The organism is Bacillus sp. IT-79MI2 (assembly GCF_949768135.1).
Lineage (GTDB): Bacteria > Bacillota > Bacilli > Bacillales > Bacillaceae_G > Bacillus_A > Bacillus_A pseudomycoides.
The window spans coordinates 20,861-38,857 of the sequence record NZ_CATKPV010000066.1 but is presented as its reverse complement, the minus strand read 5'-3'; the positions used below and the strand labels follow the sequence as shown (position 1 = coordinate 38,857).

The window sequence follows — 17,997 nt, the reverse complement described above, 5'->3', positions numbered from 1 at the left end:
TATTTATTCACCCTTCTCATGCTGTAAATTTGCATTACGTTCATATAGCATATGCAAGCCTTTTAATGTTAAAAACGGATCTACAACATCAATTACATTAGATTCTTCTGCAATTAATTTTGCTAATCCTCCAGTTGCAATAACTTTCGGTTCTTGTTTAGCTTCTTCTTTCATACGCCTCACAATACCTTCCACTTGTCCAACATACCCATAAAGAATGCCAGCTTGCATTGCACTTACTGTATTTTTCCCAATAATACTACTTGGTTTTGTAATTTCAATACGAGGAAGTTTAGCCGCTCTACTGTATAAAGCTTCTGCCGAAATCATAATACCTGGTGTAATTACCCCGCCCATATAATGCTTATTTTCGTTAATATAACAATATGTAGTAGCTGTTCCAAAATCGACAATAATAAGCGGGCCTCCGTATAATTGGATACCAGCTACAGCATTTACAATACGATCCGCTCCAACCTCACGCGGATTTTCATATTTAATATTTAAACCTGTTTTTATTCCTGGTCCCACTACAAGTGGTTTAATTTTGAAATATTTCTCACACATACGCTCTAAGGCAAACATAATTGGTGGTACAACCGAAGAAACAATAATTCCTTTCACATCTTGAAAAGAAAGGCCTTCATGTTCAAGTAACTGTTTCACTAACATACCATATTCATCTTCTGTTTTATGACGATCAGTCTCCATGCGCCAATGCTGACGAAGTTTCCCATCTTCAAATACACCAAGCACCGCATTTGTATTCCCTACATCCAATACAAAAATCATATTCTCACCACTTATCTTATTTAATCTATATTTGTGCAGTATGTACAAAACTGATAATGCCATCATATCATACATACCTATATAATCAGTTTTTCCATCTTCACCATTTTACAAAAAGATCGTTCACTATTTCAATTTTTAAAGCAAAGAAGCTTCAAATTTATATACAAGTACACAAATTTCTCAGCATAGAAAAAAGGAGTGACTATTGTCACTCCTTCATTTCTTATTTATCTTCTGCGTTCTCATCATCTTTTTTCATTGTGATATTCACTTTCACATCTTCAGAGGACTTTTTACGCTCAGGTAAAACTCCATAATCATATAAATGATTAATTTGCTCTGCATCTAACGTTTCCACTTCAAGTAACGTTTTTGCGATAATATCAAGCTTATCACGTTTTTCAGTAAGAATTTGTTTTGCACGAGCATAACATTCTTTCATAATCGTTTGCATTTCTACATCGATGTCATGTGCAATTGCATCACTGTAGTTTTGTTCTGAATGGAAGTCTCTTCCTAAGAACACCTGACCACCTTGTGAGCTTCCAAACTGCATCGGTCCAAGCTTATCACTCATACCAAATTCCGTTACCATACGTCTCGCAATGCCAGTCGCACGTTGGAAGTCGTTATGAGCTCCTGTACTCACTTCACCAAATACAACTTCCTCAGCCACTCGGCCACCAAGTAAACCAGTGATTTTATCAAGTAATTCTGGTTTTGTCATGAAGTAACGATCTTCTTTCGGAAGCATTACCGCATACCCACCAGCTTGACCACGAGGAACAATTGTTACTTTATGAACGATATCCGCCTCATCAAGCACGACACCAATTACAGTATGGCCCGCTTCATGGAATGCGACAATATTACGTTCTTTTTCAGAAATAACACGACTTTTCTTCGCAGGACCTGCAATAACACGATCCGTCGCTTCATCGATATCAGACATGTCAATTTTCTTTTTATCTTGACGCGCAGCTACTAATGCAGCTTCGTTTAATAAGTTCTCAAGATCTGCACCAGAGAATCCTGGTGTGCGAGTCGCAATTGCTCTTAAGTTAATATCATCATCAAGTGGTTTGTTACGTGCATGTACTTTCAGTACCGCTTCACGTCCATTTACATCTGGACGATCCACTGTAATTTGACGGTCAAAACGTCCTGGACGTAATAACGCTGGGTCAAGAATATCAGGACGGTTTGTTGCAGCGATGATAATAATACCTTCGTTTGCACCGAATCCATCCATTTCAACAAGAAGTTGGTTTAGCGTTTGTTCACGTTCATCGTGACCACCACCAAGACCTGCCCCACGTTGACGACCTACTGCATCAATCTCATCGATAAAAATGATACAAGGAGCATTTTTCTTCGCATTTTCAAACAAATCACGTACACGGGAAGCACCGACACCAACGAACATCTCTACGAAATCAGAACCACTAATAGAGAAGAAAGGAACGCCAGCTTCACCTGCAACAGCACGTGCAAGCAATGTTTTACCTGTACCTGGAGGTCCAACTAGCAGAACACCCTTAGGAATACGGGCACCAACTTCAGCAAACTTGCGAGGATCTTTTAAGAATTCTACTACCTCAACAAGTTCTTGTTTCTCTTCGTCTGCTCCAGCTACATCTCTGAAGCGCACTTTTTTCTTTTCATCATTGTATAACTTCGCCTTACTTTTCCCGAAATTCATAACACGGCTACCGCCGCCCTGAGCTTGATTTAGTAAGAAGAAGAATAAGATGAAGATAATCACAAACGGAATGATAGAAGTAAAGAATGTCACCCAAGCACTTGTTTCCTCTGCTGGTTGATACTTCACTTCAGCACCTTGCGCTTTGTCATTAATTTTCTTTTGTAATTCTTCAGTATTTGGTGCATAAGTAACAAATTGTTCTTCCTGACTAGCATTGCTAAATTGTCCTTTTACCTCAAACACACCATTTTTTGGTTGAAGCTGCACATTACGCACTTCACCTTTTTCAAGTTTAGTAATGAATTTATCGTAGCTAACTGATGTTGTTTTTTGTGTTGAACCATTAAAATAGCTCACGATTCCAATCACTACTAAGAATATCAGTAAATAAAAGATGGTATTACGGAAGATACGATTCATTCCTAACCTCCTCTCACGGCATAAACACTATAGTAAATCGTAACATAGAAAAACTTTCCTATCCAATTTTAACGCCTGTATTTAATTAATTTGAGTAAACGCTTGGTTTCAATACTCCAACATAAGGAAGATTACGATATTGCTCCTTATAATCTAAGCCATATCCTACAACAAATTCATGAGGAACAGTAAATCCAACATAATCCGCTCGCAGGTCGACTTTGCGACCAGTTGGCTTATCTAGTAGCGTAACAATCTTTACAGATTTCGCCTTACGATATTTGAATAGGTCCACTAAGTAACTTAATGTAAGGCCGCTATCAATAATATCTTCAACGATTAAAATATCGCGACCTTCTACAGAAGTATCAAGGTCTTTTAAAATTTTCACTTCACCTGTTGAAACTGTAGAATGACCGTAGCTAGAAACAGCCATAAAATCCATTTCAAGATATGTATCTGTTCTTTTCAATAAATCTGCCATAAATGGCATTGCACCCTTTAATACACCGATTGCAAGAGGTACTGTATTTTTGTAATCCTCTGCAATAATTGCACCTAGCTCATGCACCTTTTCTTGTATTTGTTCTTCGGAAATTAATACTTTTTCGATATCTTGATTCATCATTTCATTATCCTCCTGGAAGACTCCTTGCTTTTGTAGTGAATAATCATATATTTATCCTTATCTGCTGTTCCGTGTGAAATAGCAAATGCAGATTGTTTCAACAACGGAACCCAAATAATGTTCCCGCTTGCATCACAAACAATCGGCCACTCTTCTCTCTTTTCTTTTGGTACTTTTTCCTCAATAAAAATAGCTTTTATCTTTTTTGTACCACTCATACCTTTTATTGACATGCGATCTCCGTTTTCTCTAGAGCGAATAAGAAGAGGATATGATATATCATTATACTTAGCAACAAATACTGTTTCATTCATGTTACTTGGTAATTCCTCATTTACTTCTGCTACAAGTTCATCACCGTTTGCTAAGGTAACAGCACCCGGTACTGATAAAACTTGTGAAAAAGGAAAAACAATTTCTTGCTTAAATCGGAAACTACATTCTTCATATGTACGAACAATTTTTAGGCCACCAGGAAAATCAAGTGAGCCTGAAGGGTGTGTCCGCTTAAAAAATGCAATAACTTTGTCAATATGTATAGAAGAAAGCGAAGACGGAATCTTGTATTCATAAAGATAGTTTAATATTAGTTGAATCCCTCTCCTTTGTAAAGGCATAGACATGGATTCAAAGGCAGGAATTGATAAGACAATGTGTTTATCACTTTTTTTTGTAATTACTTTATTCATCTTTTCAAAAGCTAATTCCTGCAAATACACCTCATCCTCTTGCATAAGCATACTAAAATTTTGAAATCGCTCATGCACATGCGGATTTTCCTCTTTTAAATAAGGTAGAACATACTTACGTAATCGATTCCTCGTATATACTTCCTTTTCGTTACTTGGATCCATACGTGGTGTAACCCCTAACCTTTTACAATAAGCATTAATCTCTTCCTTTGTTACCGCTAACAAAGGCCTAATTACATATCCACCATGGAAAGGGCGTTTCACGGCAATTCCAGCATAACCCTTCGGAGTACTCCCGCGGACGAGACGCATTAAAATCGTCTCCATCTGATCATCTCCATGATGCCCAAGAGCTACATATCGTGCATCATATTTCTTCATTATTCTTTCCAAAAATGCATATCGGCATTCCCTAGCAGCCACCTGTGCATTCATTCCATATTGCTGTTGATATTGCGATACATTAATTCTTATCGTTTCGCAAATAACCCCAATCTTCCGGCAAAGATTTTCTACAAATTGTAAGTCTTCATAGGATTCATCTCCTCTAAACATGTGATCCACATGCGCGACTACAATCTTCAATTTCTTCTCTTCCCTTTTCTCTAATAAATAATATAAAAGAGCTAAAGAATCAGGGCCTCCAGAAACTCCTACAACAATTGTCGAATGTTCCTCTAATACATCATGCTGCTTTGCAAACTCATCTACTTTTTCAACAAATGTATCTCTCAACTCCGCAATCACCTTTCGTTAAAGCCAAACAATAACATACTTTTTACCTTACTTATAATGGTACAACTTTTACAAACTTTGTGCAAAAAAAAGATGTACAAAATTCACTTTTTTATCTTACATCCCTTCCCTATCTTCATAGAAATAATAAAGCTACTTTCTCCTATAAAAAAAGGCCTAGGTATCAACCTAGACCTCATAACCAAACTGAAGAGATTTCCGCTCCCCTATTGCGCTTGTTTACCCATAATTGGAATCGTAGCCCACTTTGGCATATTCTTCTTTACCTTCGCAACGACAATCGTCATATCATCATTGATATATCCATCACTAGATCGAATGACCTCTTCCATAATAATATCGGCAATTTCTTGTGGATCATCGGTTTGTAATTCTTTAATTTTACGCTTCATCCACAATTCATGGTTTTCCACATGTTGCGCCCCTTCAAAAATCCCATCACTCATCATAATTAGAATGTCCTCTGTTTTTAATTGTTCACCAACAACATCCACCTCAACATCCTCAATGATTCCCATTGGCAAGTTGCTTGCTTCTATTTGTAAAACGTTATTTCCACGTTTTACAAAACTTGGGGTTGAACCAATTTTTAAAAACTTAGCGCTTGCATCACGTAAATCTACCATAGCTAAATCAAGCGTCGTAAACATTTCTTCTGTCGTCCTCAATGAAAGAATTGAATTAATAGACTTAATAGCAATTTCTTCATCAATACCGGATTGCAATATTTTTTGTAACAATTTTACCGTTTCCTTACTTTCCATATGTGCCCTTTGTCCATTGCCCATTCCGTCACTAATGGCAAGGGCATATTTCCCAACACTTAAATCCATCATCGCATACGAATCTCCTGATACAAATCCGCCTCCTTTTGCCGCTGTAGCAAGCCCTGTATCAAGAGAAAATGTTTTCGCTGATCCAAAAGATATCATGCTATGACCATTTGGATAAGCAGAAGGTTCTTCATGTTTAACAATAATATTTTCTTTTAAAATATCCGAAAGCATCGGCGCAACTAATTTGTCACATTCCCCATGTTGATTAGATGCTGCCGGAATCATCATTTCAATATCAATATTCCCTCTATCTAAACAATAGATATCAACATGTTCCACCCCGACACCAAAGTCACGAAACGCTTGTAAAATTTGTTCTTCCTGTACCTGATGATTTTCCCGTTCACGCTGAATTTCTTTCGCAAAATCTTCCATTACTTTTGAAACACCTAATAATTGTTCTGCAACAATTCTACGATTCTCTTTCATTTGTTTTCGTAACTTTTGCCCCTCATAGAAATGACCTAATTCTCCTGCCATTAAATCTGTTACCTTTTTTCCTCTTACGCAGTGCTTTTCCCATTCACGAACCAACTTACGGTTATGCTGAAGCGTCCCTTCTTCTGTTTCATTCATAATTTGTTTCATATAATCATATGTTTTATCAAAATTCACTACCCAGCATTGATCCTTTTTAAAACATGATTGACACGTCTTTGCTGTAATTGTACTTAAAAATAAATCAGCTTCTGTTTCCTCATCCTCTTCCTCCACATATCCATATACCGAAAAGCTATTAGATAATGCAGAGAATACATTTGCAAATTGATTAATTTTATTAGCTGTCACATCACGCATTCTTCGTAAATATTGTTGTTGATCCTGAGAATGTTCTTGTGTTCCTGGCATAAATTTAGCAAGCCGATCGATAATTGCCTGTGGTGTTAGTAAAAAGAATCCTATCGCCACTCCAGATTCTATTAAAGTTGTTATAATATTTACTTGCTTGTCGACGTATAATGTAATTAGACCTGTACCAATTAGCAACCCTAAACTAACGCCCAAACGCTTCCCTTCTTTTAATAATCCACCAAGTAACCCCGAAAAAGCCAATAGACTAAGTTGAGATAAGCTACCTATATTCGCTAAACTCAATATCAATCCTGTAACAACCCCTACTGTTGAGCCAGTAGCTGCCCCTGCAACAAAAGCAAATAATAACACTAAATATCTCGTGAAAATATGTTGAACTGAAGCGTCGTAAATAAACCAATCTGTTGTACCCGTTAACACAGATGCAAGTAATATAATTAAACAAACAATTTCTTCCGTTTCTAACGCTTGTTGCTTTCCCTTTCTTTCTGTCAATAACGGTACACTTTGTAGAAAAATCATTGTTAAAACAAAACTAAGCCCTGCTTCAATAGTACTTACGAGTAAATCATACATAGTGACGGTTTGCTGCGCGAAGTAAACAACAGCGAGATGTGCGGTTAATGCGGAGATAAATACTTGAAATGGTACAAGTCCAACAATTTTACGTGTAAATCGACTAAAGAAGATATTGTAAATGAAGAAAGTAAAAATAGATGCAAAGGCAAAAAGTAAATTATCTAGTGAAACGGAAAGCGCACCACCCATAAGAGCAAGAAATGCGAGTGCCATCTTATCACGTTTCATTACATAAACAGCAGCAAAAAACGGTAGTGCAAACGGTAAAATGTTCGTTAATATATATGCTCGTCCTAAAAGAAAACCGATTACAGCAATAACAAATCCCCATCTAAAGAAAACTTGCTCCAACTTCACTTTCAACTTGCTTGTCCATGTTATTGATCTGAGTTGCCCATCATTCATAGCCAGTGTACTTGTGTTCACAGTATTCCTTCCTGCTTTTGGCATATTTTTAACACCACCTGCATAGTTTAATTACTGTTATTATAAAAGATGATTATTGGGATTTTTGTCAAAACAACAGTTCACACTTACATAATCGTTCGACTTTTTATTCGAAATAAACCTATATATATACAAGTTGTTAAAAATAAGCACCTTAAAAGAACGGAAAATTCAAAAAATATAGGGTGTTTTTGTAGAAGCTTTGCAATTATTTACAATTTCTTAATAAAAAAAAGATCATGCTATCTGCATGATCTTTTTTAGATGACCCGTACGGGATTCGAACCCGTGTTACCGCCGTGAAAGGGCGGTGTCTTAACCACTTGACCAACGGGCCGTTAAAATAAATATAGCGGCGGAGGGGATCGAACCCCCGACCTCACGGGTATGAACCGTACGCTCTAGCCAGCTGAGCTACACCGCCATGTCGTCTTATTTAACGGACAATTAGTATCTTATATCAAATTCACTTTAAAGTCAACATGTTTCAAAAAGTTTTTTATTCTTTTTTTAATATACTCATTTACATAAAAAAGCACCCCGAGTGACTTACTCCGGGCACCTCTCTATATGTTAAGAATAAAACGTTCGTTTTATCCGCGACGAGCGCCACGGCCACCACGTTTAGATTCTGTATTACGCTTTAAAGAAGTTAGACGATCTTCACTGTCTTTTAAAAAGCGTGCCATCTTTTGCTCAAACGTTTCCTTTTGATTGCCACCATTATCACGGCCACCACGGTTATCTCTGTTAAAAGAACGATTGCGTTGTGGACGTCCAGAACGTTGTTGATCACCACCACGTTGCTCTCCACCACGTTGCTCTCCACCACGTTGATACTCACCGCGTGGACGATCTCCTTCTGGCCTTACACGCTCTTTCGCTTTTTTAATAGATAGACCAATTTTTCCATCTTTTTCAACATTAATAACTTTTACTTCTACTTGGTCGCCTACTTTTAAGTGATCATTAATATCCTTCACATAATTATCAGCAACTTCACTAATATGAACAAGACCCGTTAAGCCTTCTGGCAGCTCCACAAAAGCCCCAAAATTTGTAATACCTGTTACTTTACCTTGTAACTTGCTGCCTATCTCGATTGACATAAAAAAAATGCTCCTCCTTAGTGGTTAAAAAGTCAAATTTTACTTTATTATATATAATCCTAAAATATAGTGTCAATAAGACACGACCTACTTAGAAACAGGAAAAATTATCTCCCCTTTTCCAGAGAAGAAATAATCCCTCCTAGCAATCTTTAAAACATACTCTTCATCATTCAACTTTTGAACATCATCTTGTAATTTTTTTTCTTTCTTTGTTAATGAACCCAATTCTTTTTTCATCTCTTCAACCTTTACTTCTTTTGCTTTAACGGAACTATTTTGTTGATAAAACGTTACACTAATGCTCGCAATAATTGTAAAAGCAAAGACAAGAAAAACTGCTAAACGGCGATATAATCGCCTCCTGTTTTCATTTGTTTGTATTATATGTTCTCTGACAGAATTTGGATTCTGCTCTTCAATCAATCTTTGCCTCAGTTCCCTCATTTCCGAGGTCCCCCTAACTTCTTTTTTATACGCTCCCAAATTTGAAAGGTATATTTCTTCAATTTCCTTGTATGTTGCAGTAATCCTACATATCTCTTTATAAAAAGTTTAACACGGTTAGGGAGAAGTTTCCATATGAGCAAAGTAAGAAATCGAACAGGCCAGAAAAAAATTTTCCATACAAAAAGTAATATCCATACGGTACATTTCCACAACACATGCCCAATTGAAAATAATATACGAAATAAAAATAAAATAAAAGCAATAATAAGCTGCGCTATAATAATAACAGGTTTTATCATAAGTAGCTGTACAATTTGGATAAAAAATTGTATCGTTTGTACAAAAATATAAATGAGAAAATTCAATACTCGCATATACACTGCTTTCAATAAGCTTTGATATGCAGCAAAACCACAAAGCAAAGCTACAAAAACATATATACGTAATTCAGCTTCATTTACAAGCAGCAATACATAAAAGACAAACAGTGCTTGGACAATCCAAAACAGTATATCATATATAAATACAATCCAACGCTTACGCCGCGGTCGCTGTAAAAAGCGTTGGTATGTATCTAACGCCGCTCCAATCCAAGCACCCATTCCAATCATAGAAAGCATTGTATACAGTTGAATCGTTAAACTCATTTAAACAACTTACTAAAGAATCCTTTAGCTTTCTCCCCTTGATTTTCATCAATGTACAACATCTCATGAATTTTCCCTTTAATGGATACAATACCTTTTTCTACATCTAAATTTTTCATCTGTAAGTTTTGACCGCGAATTGTTAAAAAACCCATTACAGTTTCTAATAAAAACTCTTCACTATCAAAACTCTCTACTTGCTTTACGCCAGTAATATCTATTACACGTCTACCACGCATAATAATATCATGCTCTACAGAAACATTCTGTTGATTAGAAGACGCAACTGAGTAGCCCTTATTCACGTCAATCCCCCCATAGCTTTATACTATCTAGTAAATAATGTATGAGGAGAGAAAATAATTTAGAACAAGCCTTCTTCTGCTTTCACTTTCTCTTCACGAACTACCGTATACATGTTAGCTGCATCTTCTTTTTTCGTTGTTTCTTTTAATTCATTTACTTTTACAGTTACTACTTTTTGTCCAAAACGAATTGTTAGTTCATCTTCTACTTTCACAACAGAGCTCGCCTTTGCAGCTTGCCCATTAATCGCAATTCTTCCTTGATCAGCTACTTCCTTTGCTAATGTTCTCCTTTTAATTAGACGCGATACTTTCAAAAATTTATCTAAGCGCATCTCATTTCCCCCCTATTGATTCTCTATCTGCTTCGCTTCTTCCCATAAAGCATCCATTTGCCCTAACGTTAACTCCTGCATTTCCTTATTCATTTCAGCTACTTTGGCTTCCATGTATATAAATCGGCGCATGAATTTCTCATTTGTGGTACGAAGTGCCTCTTCTGGATCCAATTTATAGTAGCGAGCAATATTAACAAAGGCGAATAGTAAATCCCCAAATTCACCTAACATTTTTTCTTTATCCATCTTTGCAACTTCCTGCTCAAACTCTTTCAATTCTTCAAAAGCTTTATCCATCATTGGCTGTACATCATCCCAATCAAAACCAACTTTTCCTGCTTTTTTCTGGATTTCATACGCACGCATTAATTGTGGTAAACTTTTTGGAATTCCCGTTAAAGCAGACTCCCTTACATGCCCTTTTTCTTGTTTTTTAATTTCTTCCCAGTTTAAAACAACTTCTTCCGCATTCTCTACATCTATATCTCCAAACACATGTGGATGACGACGTACCATTTTTTCAGATAGCGTTCGGATGATATCCTCAACAGAGAACCAGCCCTCATCTTCTCCAATTTGAGCATGAAGCATAACTTGTAATAACACATCACCAAGTTCTTCAATCAAGTGGTCATCATCTTCTTCATCAATTGCCTCTAACACTTCATATGTCTCTTCAATTAAATATTTCTTTAAAGACTGATGTGTTTGCTTTTTATCCCATGGGCAGCCATTTGGTCCACGAAGCTCAGCAATAATTTCTCGGAGCACATCAAATTGTTGATATAAAGAAGCTCGCTCAGTAACAGGCGGTACATATACGCTCGTTAGATTGTTCAACTCTGTTTCATGATCCAACATATAGAGCGGCACTTTTTTCACTTGCTCAAAAGATGTTCCTGCGGCTGTTACAATATATACTTCATACTCATCAGGCAACATTTCCATTAATGTCAACTTAACCTCAGATGCAACAAACGCATCATATACTTGGCAAAAAATTAAGTGTTGACGTAATTCTAATTGACCTCTTTCAAATGAAGTTGCATCAATAAGTTGGAATCCTTCAATTGGATCTATTTTTAAACTAGCAAACATCGGATCCAAAAAGCTTTGTCCACCTTCAATTCGCACCTCAATCTGCTTCGTTTCCCCTTTTTGCAAGAGTAATTGAACAGTTCGTTCCGCAACAAGTGGATGACCTGGTACAGCATATATAATATCCGCACCTTGCGCTTGTTCTATTAACGTATTCGCAATTGTTTCATACACGATTTCAAATGTATCGTGCGACTCATATACATCATCAAAAGCCGTGTACTTTATACCTTCCTTTTCTAACTCTTCAATAACAGGATGCTCTTTCGTACGCACATACATATGATCTGCTTCTTTTATTTTTCGATATACACCCATTGTCAGCTGATCTAATTCACCAGCACCTAATCCTAAAATCGTGATTACTCTACTCACAACCATTCACCTCTATCCACTCTTCTTCAATGAAGCTTCTACCTTCTCTTGCTTCATAACAGTCCCTAATTCTTTTTTTGTAAAAACACTTAACTTCGTAATTAAAAACAGATATACCAATCCGCCAATCGCTACGCCTAGCAACGCTTCAATTACAGCTAATCCTCTATACCCTTCATCACTTCCTAGTCCCAACCCTTCATAAATACGCATAAATAACATTAATATAACGACCATTCCTAATCCGCTGATCGTTACTCCAAATATGCCTTGTTTATGAATGAGTGGTTCTTCTACAATTCGAATAAGGAAAGCACTATTTAACAAAGCGATAACCATGAGCGAAATTAACGTTGCGACTGCCGCCCCAGTTACACCAAATTGCGGCATTAACATATAATTGAGCAATAATTTTAGACACCCTCCAAATATAACAAACAGTGCCGGCTTTACAGTTTGACCAAGCCCTTGCAAAATAGAAGCCGTTGTAATGGATAAGGAACTAAATAAAATAGAAACAGCTAAAATAGCTAACACACCTGAGCCCTCACTATTTTCAAACAACATAATATTTGTCGGCTTAATGATACACGCTAATCCTAATGCAGCCGCAACTCCAATCACAAAAGTTATCTTCATCGCTAACTGCACCTTTTGTTGAATAAACAGACGATCTCCTCGTTCTTTTGCTGAAGTAATAATTGGAATAAGCGAAAGTGAAAATGAAGTCGTCACAACTGTACCAAGCTGCATAAGCGGGATACTTCTGTCATAAACACCCTTTAATACTTTTGCAATTTCCGCCGGTTCTCCTGCCTGAATAAGCAATGTGTAAAACGAAACGGAATCTGCCATTTGTATAAAAATTAACACTAAATTACTAACACAAATAGCCATTCCTTGCCAAAAAAGGATTCGAATGATTTTCTTTTTATTGTGTATCCTCTTCCATCCTTGTAAGAAAATAGAGCGAAAATTATGCCGCATATAAAATAAAAGTACGAGTATTCCAATAAACCCGCCTGCAATCGACCCCAACATCGCTCCTGCTCCAACTGTATATAAATCAAATTCATGTGCGATGAGGAACAACGATAAGAACACAATAATTGACACACGAACCGTTTGTTCAATCACTTGCGATATAGCTGTCGGTATCATATTGTTAAACCCTTGAAAGTGCCCTCGTGCAACAGATAAAAAGGGCATTAACAAGAATGAAAATGAAATAACTCTTAGCAGTTTATCTAAATTTGCATCGCCCATGACTGATGCAATCGTGTGCGCTCCCAAAAACAACGTAAAGAAACCTATACAACCGATTCCTAATAAAAACCAAAAAGAAACACAAATAATTCCCTCTGCCTCTTCCTGCTTCCCTTGTTCTAAACGCTCTGCTACCATCTTAGAAATAATGATGGGAAAACCATAAGTAGCTAAAATTAAACAAAATCCATAAAATGGATAAATTTGTTGATAAATATAAAAACCAACATCTCCCGCTATATTTTGATATGGAATACGGTAAAAAGCGCTTAATACTTTCGTAACAAAACTTGCAATCGTTAATATAATAGCCCCGCGCCAAAAAGCTTGATACTTCTTCGCTTCCATACGAGAAAACTCCTTTTCCTATTCTCATCCCTCGTATTATATCACAAAGAAAAAACAGGATTCCTTTTAGATTTATACAATAAAAAAGGTAGCAAGACGCTACCTTTAAATGAAATACAATCCTACTTTCCGAAAAAAACCTTTTATAAAGAAATATTATGATTAAGAAGAATTACTGTTCCATTTGTTTTGCTAAAAAACTTGCAGCAGTATTTACTGCCTTATGCTCTACCTCACTTATAATTGCTTCTTTTGAAAAGATGATAACAGCTCCAATCGGATCTCCATTTGCAACGATTGGTCCAACCGTATAAGAGCTAACCTTTTCGGTTACACCATCGATAATCGAAATTTCACTTTCATCTGTCATAACAACAGATTTTCGATCTTCCATCGTTTTTTCGATTAAATCGCCAACACTTTTATTTAAGTATTCTTTCTTAGATACCCCCGCTACGGCGATAATGGAATCGCGATCACATACGAGTACGTTATGTCCTAAACTATCGTATAAAGCTTCTGCATATTCTTTTGCAAAATCACCTAATTCACTAATTGGAGAATATTTTTTCAAAATCACTTCTCCATCGCGATCCACAAAAATTTCTAGCGGATCTCCTTCTCGGATACGAAGGGTTCTACGAATTTCTTTCGGAATTACTACCCTACCTAAATCATCAATTCGACGTACGATTCCAGTTGCTTTCATTCTAATGCTGCCTCACTTTCTACTGATGATGAAAGTGGTGAATTTACCTGTTCATGTAAAAATCACCAACTGTTAGACATAGTATTTTACACATTAGTTCTTCTATGCACGTCGAATTACATTTTTTATTTTGTTTTAGGCATTTATTACTTCTTTTTTCACGTCAGACAAACCTTTTAATAAATTTTCGGCGATTGTTAACCATTTTGATGTCTCTAATCCATTCGTTTTCATAACAATTTTCAAACGAGAACCTTCCATACCAAGACCAATCATACGACCAAAACTATTACCAAGCATAAATAATTTTCCACCATCAATATTTTGGCTTGATTGCTCTGAGAATAAAAACGTCACTTCAAATTTTGTTTGTTTAATTAGCTCAATCTGTTCTTTCGTTGCTAATACTTTAATATTTGCAATTTGTAATAAATATCCAACTTCTTGCGGATAGTCTCCAAAACGATCAATCATTTCTTCTTGTAATTCCTCAATATCTTCAATCGCAGAGACACCTCTAAATTGTTTGTACATCATAATTTTTTGTTTACTATCTGAAATATAAGCGTCTGGCAAGTAAGCATCGACTTCTAAATCAATTTCAACATCAACCGTATTTTCAATTCCTTGTGTTCCTTTACGCTGTTCAATCGCATCTTTTAACATTTGAGAATATAGATCAAATCCGACAGAATCGATGAATCCATGCTGCTCAGCCCCTAACAAGTTACCAGCACCACGAATGGATAAATCTCGCATTGCAATTTTAAATCCTGATCCAAGTTCTGTGAATTCTTTAATTGCTTGTAAACGCTTCTCAGCGACTTCTGATAACACTTTATCACGCTTATATGCAAAGTATGCATAAGCAACACGGTTTGAACGACCAACGCGCCCACGAAGCTGATAAAGCTGTGATAATCCCATACGATCGGCATCAAATACAATTAATGTATTTACATTAGGAATATCAACACCTGTTTCAATAATCGTTGTACTTACAAGAACATCATGCTGTCCATCTAAAAATGATAGCATGACAGACTCTAGTTCACCTTCGTTCATTTTCCCATGAGCATACGTCACACGCGCCTCTGGGACTAACATAGAGATTTCATCTGCTTTTCTTTCAATATCTTCAACACGGTTATACAAGAAATAAATTTGACCGCCCCTTGCAAGTTCCCGTTCTATCGCCTCTCGAATTAACCCTGGATTATACTCAACCACATATGTTTGTACCGGGAAACGATTTTCTGGCGGCGTCTCAATAACAGATAAATCTCGTACACCGAGCATAGACATATGGAGCGTACGCGGAATTGGCGTTGCCGTCAATGTTAATACATCAACATTCGCTTTCAATTGTTTAATCTTTTCTTTATGCGTAACACCAAATCTTTGTTCTTCATCGATAATTAGTAAGCCTAAATCTTTATAGGTTACATCTTTAGATAAAATGCGATGTGTTCCAATAACAATATCAACTGTCCCATCTTTTAAACCTTTAATTGTTTCATTTTGTTGTTTTCTAGTACGGAATCTACTTAACAATCCAATATTAATTGGGTAGTCTTGAAAACGTTCTCGAATCGTTTCATAGTGTTGTTGTGCAAGAATCGTTGTCGGTACTAAAATTGCAACTTGCTTTTCATCCATAATTGCTTTAAACGCTGCACGAATTGCAACTTCCGTTTTACCATATCCAACATCACCACATAGAAGTCGATCCATCGGACGCCCACGTTCCATATCTTTCTTAATTTCTTCAATAGAACGCAACTGATCTTCTGTCTCCTGGTACGGGAAAGATGATTCAAATTCCTGCTGCTCTGCAGTGTCCGGCGTATACGCATATCCCTTTGAAGCCTCACGCTCTGCATACAATTTAATTAAGTCATCTGCAATATCTTGTACAGATTTTTCTACCTTCGTTTTGACCTTTTTCCAATCGTTTCCGCCTAGTTTGTAAACTTTCGGATTCTTACCTTCTGATCCTACATACTTTTGTACTTGATCAATTTGTTCGATTGGCACATATAACTTATCATTACCTTGATATTTAATGTTCAAATAATCTTTATGGACACCATTAATTTCTAACGTTTCAATTCCTAAAAATTTACCGATACCATGATTTACATGAACAACGTAGTCGCCAACCTTTAACTCTGAATAACTTTTAATACGCTCTGCATTCGATAGTTTTTGCTTACGTTGTGATTTTTTTACTTTTTTATGGAACAGCTCTTTTTCTGTAATCACAACAAGCTTTTGCATCGGCATTTCAAATCCTGCATGTAAATCACCTACAGCAATTTGAAGGCGACCAGGAAGCAATATATCTGTAGATTCTATAATGTCTGCTTCAATATCATAATCACTTAAAATATATTGTAATTTTTTTGCGCGTTCTTCATCTGTTCCCAATACAACAGTCGTGAAATCCCCTTCAGTCCATCTATCAATTTCTGTTTTTAACAATTGCATTTGCCCATGAAAGTCCTGCATTGTTTTACACGTTACATTAACAATATTTTGCGGGTGCGTATGTGCAATATGGCGTAAAAATAATGTTAAATATACAAAGCTTCTCTTTTTATGGTGTAGAAATTCTTCAAATTGGTGTGAGAACACCAAATCTTGAAGAATTGCCCCTTCACTTAGAAGCGATGTATACCATTCCGCTTCTTCTGTCTCAAGATGTGATGCCGTTTCTTGAATACGCGAAATTTCATCTAAGATAACGACACCATTCTCAGGTAAATAGTCTATTAGACTAGCATGTTCTTTGTAAAAAATAGATAAATATTTAAACATTTGCTCTATAGTCTGTCCGTTTTTCAATATTTCTATCTCGTGACTAACTGTTTCAAGTACTGCTGTCTTGATTTTATCATCAGAGAGCTTCTGCATCGTCTTCATTAAACCTTCCTCAAGACGCTCTACCCCTAATTTCAGTTCATCTTTTGAAAATAAAAATTCTGTCGCAGGACCGAATTTCACGCTTTCTCTTTTATCTTGAGAGCGTTGTTCTTCTACATCAAATGAGCGGATAGAATCTACTTCCGTATCAAAGAACTCTATACGAAACGGTAATTCTTCAGTTAACGGATAAATATCCAGTATACCCCCGCGCAAACTAAATTCTCCAGGTGCTTCTACCATTGACTTACGTTCATATCCAATATGATGCAATGTATGAAGCAATACATCTAAATCAATCTCTTGCCCTAGACTAATTTCGATTTGCTTTTGCTTCCATAATTCTTTTATTGGTAAAAATCTACGTAATCCAGCAACTGGAACAACAATAATGCCCCGCTCGCCCATCGCTAAACGATTTAATACTTCAATACGCTGCGCTTTCAGTTCTGGGCTTGCAACCCCTATTTCTGACGCAATTAATTCATTAACCGGATATAACCATACATCCTGCTCACCAAGTAGTGATACTAAATCCTCATATACTTTTTGCGCTTGAAATAAGTTGTGTGTAACAACAAGTTGCGACTGCTTTGTTTTTTTATATAAAGCAGCCATTAATAAAGAACGAGAAGAAGTTGCCATACCTGATACAAGCTGCTCTTTCAATCCTTCTTCTAGTCCATTAATAATGGATTGTATTTCTTTATTTTTATAAAATTGCTCTAATAACCCTATCATTTTCAAAACCCCTCT

14 protein-coding genes and 2 tRNA genes are annotated in these 17,997 nt (G+C 36.4%); all 16 read right to left on the bottom strand.

The genetic code is table 11. The features are described 5' to 3' along the window. Window positions 1-3: 3 nt before the first annotated feature. Window positions 4-792: a type III pantothenate kinase gene (locus ACM6HU_RS17385; protein ID WP_033671258.1), complete on the bottom strand. Its 789-nt coding sequence runs from the start codon at window positions 790-792 to the stop codon at window positions 4-6. Window positions 793-1,018: 226 nt separating this feature from the next. Continuing rightward, window positions 1,019-2,920 carry an ATP-dependent zinc metalloprotease FtsH gene (gene ftsH, locus ACM6HU_RS17380; protein WP_016116919.1) on the bottom strand — a complete coding sequence of 634 codons (1,902 nt, stop codon included), beginning with the start codon at window positions 2,918-2,920 and terminating at the stop codon, window positions 1,019-1,021. 85 nt (window positions 2,921-3,005) lie between these two features. Further along, entirely contained in the window at window positions 3,006-3,548 is a 543-nt protein-coding gene (gene hpt / locus ACM6HU_RS17375) for a hypoxanthine phosphoribosyltransferase (RefSeq protein WP_016116918.1), read from the bottom strand. Then, window positions 3,545-4,975, bottom strand: coding sequence for a tRNA lysidine(34) synthetase TilS (gene tilS / locus ACM6HU_RS17370; RefSeq protein WP_016116917.1), 1,431 nt, complete (start codon window positions 4,973-4,975; stop codon window positions 3,545-3,547). Before tilS ends, hpt begins: the two co-directional genes overlap by 4 nt. A gap of 227 nt (window positions 4,976-5,202) precedes the next feature. Continuing rightward, window positions 5,203-7,674, bottom strand: coding sequence for a stage II sporulation protein E (gene spoIIE / locus ACM6HU_RS17365; RefSeq protein ID WP_016116916.1), 2,472 nt, complete (start codon window positions 7,672-7,674; stop codon window positions 5,203-5,205). Between the two features lie 262 nt (window positions 7,675-7,936). Beyond that, window positions 7,937-8,008 (bottom strand) — tRNA-Glu (locus ACM6HU_RS17360). Between the two features lie 13 nt (window positions 8,009-8,021). Continuing rightward, window positions 8,022-8,095 (bottom strand) — tRNA-Met (locus ACM6HU_RS17355). Between the two features lie 169 nt (window positions 8,096-8,264). After that, window positions 8,265-8,780, bottom strand: coding sequence for a S1 domain-containing RNA-binding protein (locus tag ACM6HU_RS17350; RefSeq protein WP_016116915.1), 516 nt, complete (start codon window positions 8,778-8,780; stop codon window positions 8,265-8,267). A gap of 87 nt (window positions 8,781-8,867) precedes the next feature. Continuing rightward, complete coding sequence (gene divIC / locus ACM6HU_RS17345) at window positions 8,868-9,227, bottom strand: cell division protein DivIC (RefSeq protein WP_016116914.1); 360 nt, start codon at window positions 9,225-9,227, stop codon at window positions 8,868-8,870. Further along, on the bottom strand, window positions 9,224-9,877 hold the full coding sequence (yabQ, locus tag ACM6HU_RS17340) for a spore cortex biosynthesis protein YabQ (RefSeq protein WP_016116913.1): 654 nt from the start codon (window positions 9,875-9,877) through the stop codon (window positions 9,224-9,226). The genes divIC and yabQ overlap by 4 nt, the downstream gene beginning before the upstream one ends. Continuing rightward, the gene (gene yabP, locus ACM6HU_RS17335) at window positions 9,874-10,182 is read right to left on the bottom strand and encodes a sporulation protein YabP (RefSeq protein WP_003194251.1); all 309 of its coding nucleotides are present in this window, start codon (window positions 10,180-10,182) and stop codon (window positions 9,874-9,876) included. The genes yabQ and yabP overlap by 4 nt, the downstream gene beginning before the upstream one ends. A gap of 59 nt (window positions 10,183-10,241) precedes the next feature. Next, window positions 10,242-10,517 carry an RNA-binding S4 domain-containing protein gene (locus ACM6HU_RS17330; RefSeq protein ID WP_003194249.1) on the bottom strand — a complete coding sequence of 92 codons (276 nt, stop codon included), beginning with the start codon at window positions 10,515-10,517 and terminating at the stop codon, window positions 10,242-10,244. A 12-nt stretch (window positions 10,518-10,529) separates the two neighbouring features. After that, window positions 10,530-11,993 carry a nucleoside triphosphate pyrophosphohydrolase gene (gene mazG / locus ACM6HU_RS17325; protein WP_414848350.1) on the bottom strand — a complete coding sequence of 488 codons (1,464 nt, stop codon included), beginning with the start codon at window positions 11,991-11,993 and terminating at the stop codon, window positions 10,530-10,532. A 12-nt stretch (window positions 11,994-12,005) separates the two neighbouring features. Continuing rightward, window positions 12,006-13,607: a polysaccharide biosynthesis protein gene (locus ACM6HU_RS17320; protein WP_016116911.1), complete on the bottom strand. Its 1,602-nt coding sequence runs from the start codon at window positions 13,605-13,607 to the stop codon at window positions 12,006-12,008. A 172-nt stretch (window positions 13,608-13,779) separates the two neighbouring features. Further along, window positions 13,780-14,316: a stage V sporulation protein T gene (gene spoVT, locus ACM6HU_RS17315; RefSeq protein WP_006093076.1), complete on the bottom strand. Its 537-nt coding sequence runs from the start codon at window positions 14,314-14,316 to the stop codon at window positions 13,780-13,782. A 135-nt stretch (window positions 14,317-14,451) separates the two neighbouring features. Further along, a complete protein-coding gene (mfd, locus tag ACM6HU_RS17310) occupies window positions 14,452-17,982 on the bottom strand; it encodes a transcription-repair coupling factor (RefSeq protein WP_016116910.1) in 3,531 nt (1,176 codons plus the stop codon). Window positions 17,983-17,997 lie beyond the last annotated feature (15 nt).

Excerpts from the sequence above, each read along its gene's own strand:
- ACM6HU_RS17385 (WP_033671258.1), bottom strand. The coding sequence starts at position 792 with ATGATTTTTGTATTGGATGTAGGGAATACAAATGCGGTGCTTGGTGTA.
- ftsH (WP_016116919.1), bottom strand. The coding sequence starts at position 2,920 with ATGAATCGTATCTTCCGTAATACCATCTTTTATTTACTGATATTCTTA.
- hpt (WP_016116918.1), bottom strand. The coding sequence starts at position 3,548 with ATGATGAATCAAGATATCGAAAAAGTATTAATTTCCGAAGAACAAATA.
- spoIIE (WP_016116916.1), bottom strand. The coding sequence starts at position 7,674 with ATGCCAAAAGCAGGAAGGAATACTGTGAACACAAGTACACTGGCTATG.
- ACM6HU_RS17350 (WP_016116915.1), bottom strand. The coding sequence starts at position 8,780 with ATGTCAATCGAGATAGGCAGCAAGTTACAAGGTAAAGTAACAGGTATT.
- divIC (WP_016116914.1), bottom strand. The coding sequence starts at position 9,227 with ATGAGGGAACTGAGGCAAAGATTGATTGAAGAGCAGAATCCAAATTCT.
- yabQ (WP_016116913.1), bottom strand. The coding sequence starts at position 9,877 with ATGAGTTTAACGATTCAACTGTATACAATGCTTTCTATGATTGGAATG.
- ACM6HU_RS17330 (WP_003194249.1), bottom strand. The coding sequence starts at position 10,517 with ATGCGCTTAGATAAATTTTTGAAAGTATCGCGTCTAATTAAAAGGAGA.
- ACM6HU_RS17320 (WP_016116911.1), bottom strand. The coding sequence starts at position 13,607 with ATGGAAGCGAAGAAGTATCAAGCTTTTTGGCGCGGGGCTATTATATTA.
- spoVT (WP_006093076.1), bottom strand. The coding sequence starts at position 14,316 with ATGAAAGCAACTGGAATCGTACGTCGAATTGATGATTTAGGTAGGGTA.
- mfd (WP_016116910.1), bottom strand. The coding sequence starts at position 17,982 with ATGATAGGGTTATTAGAGCAATTTTATAAAAATAAAGAAATACAATCC.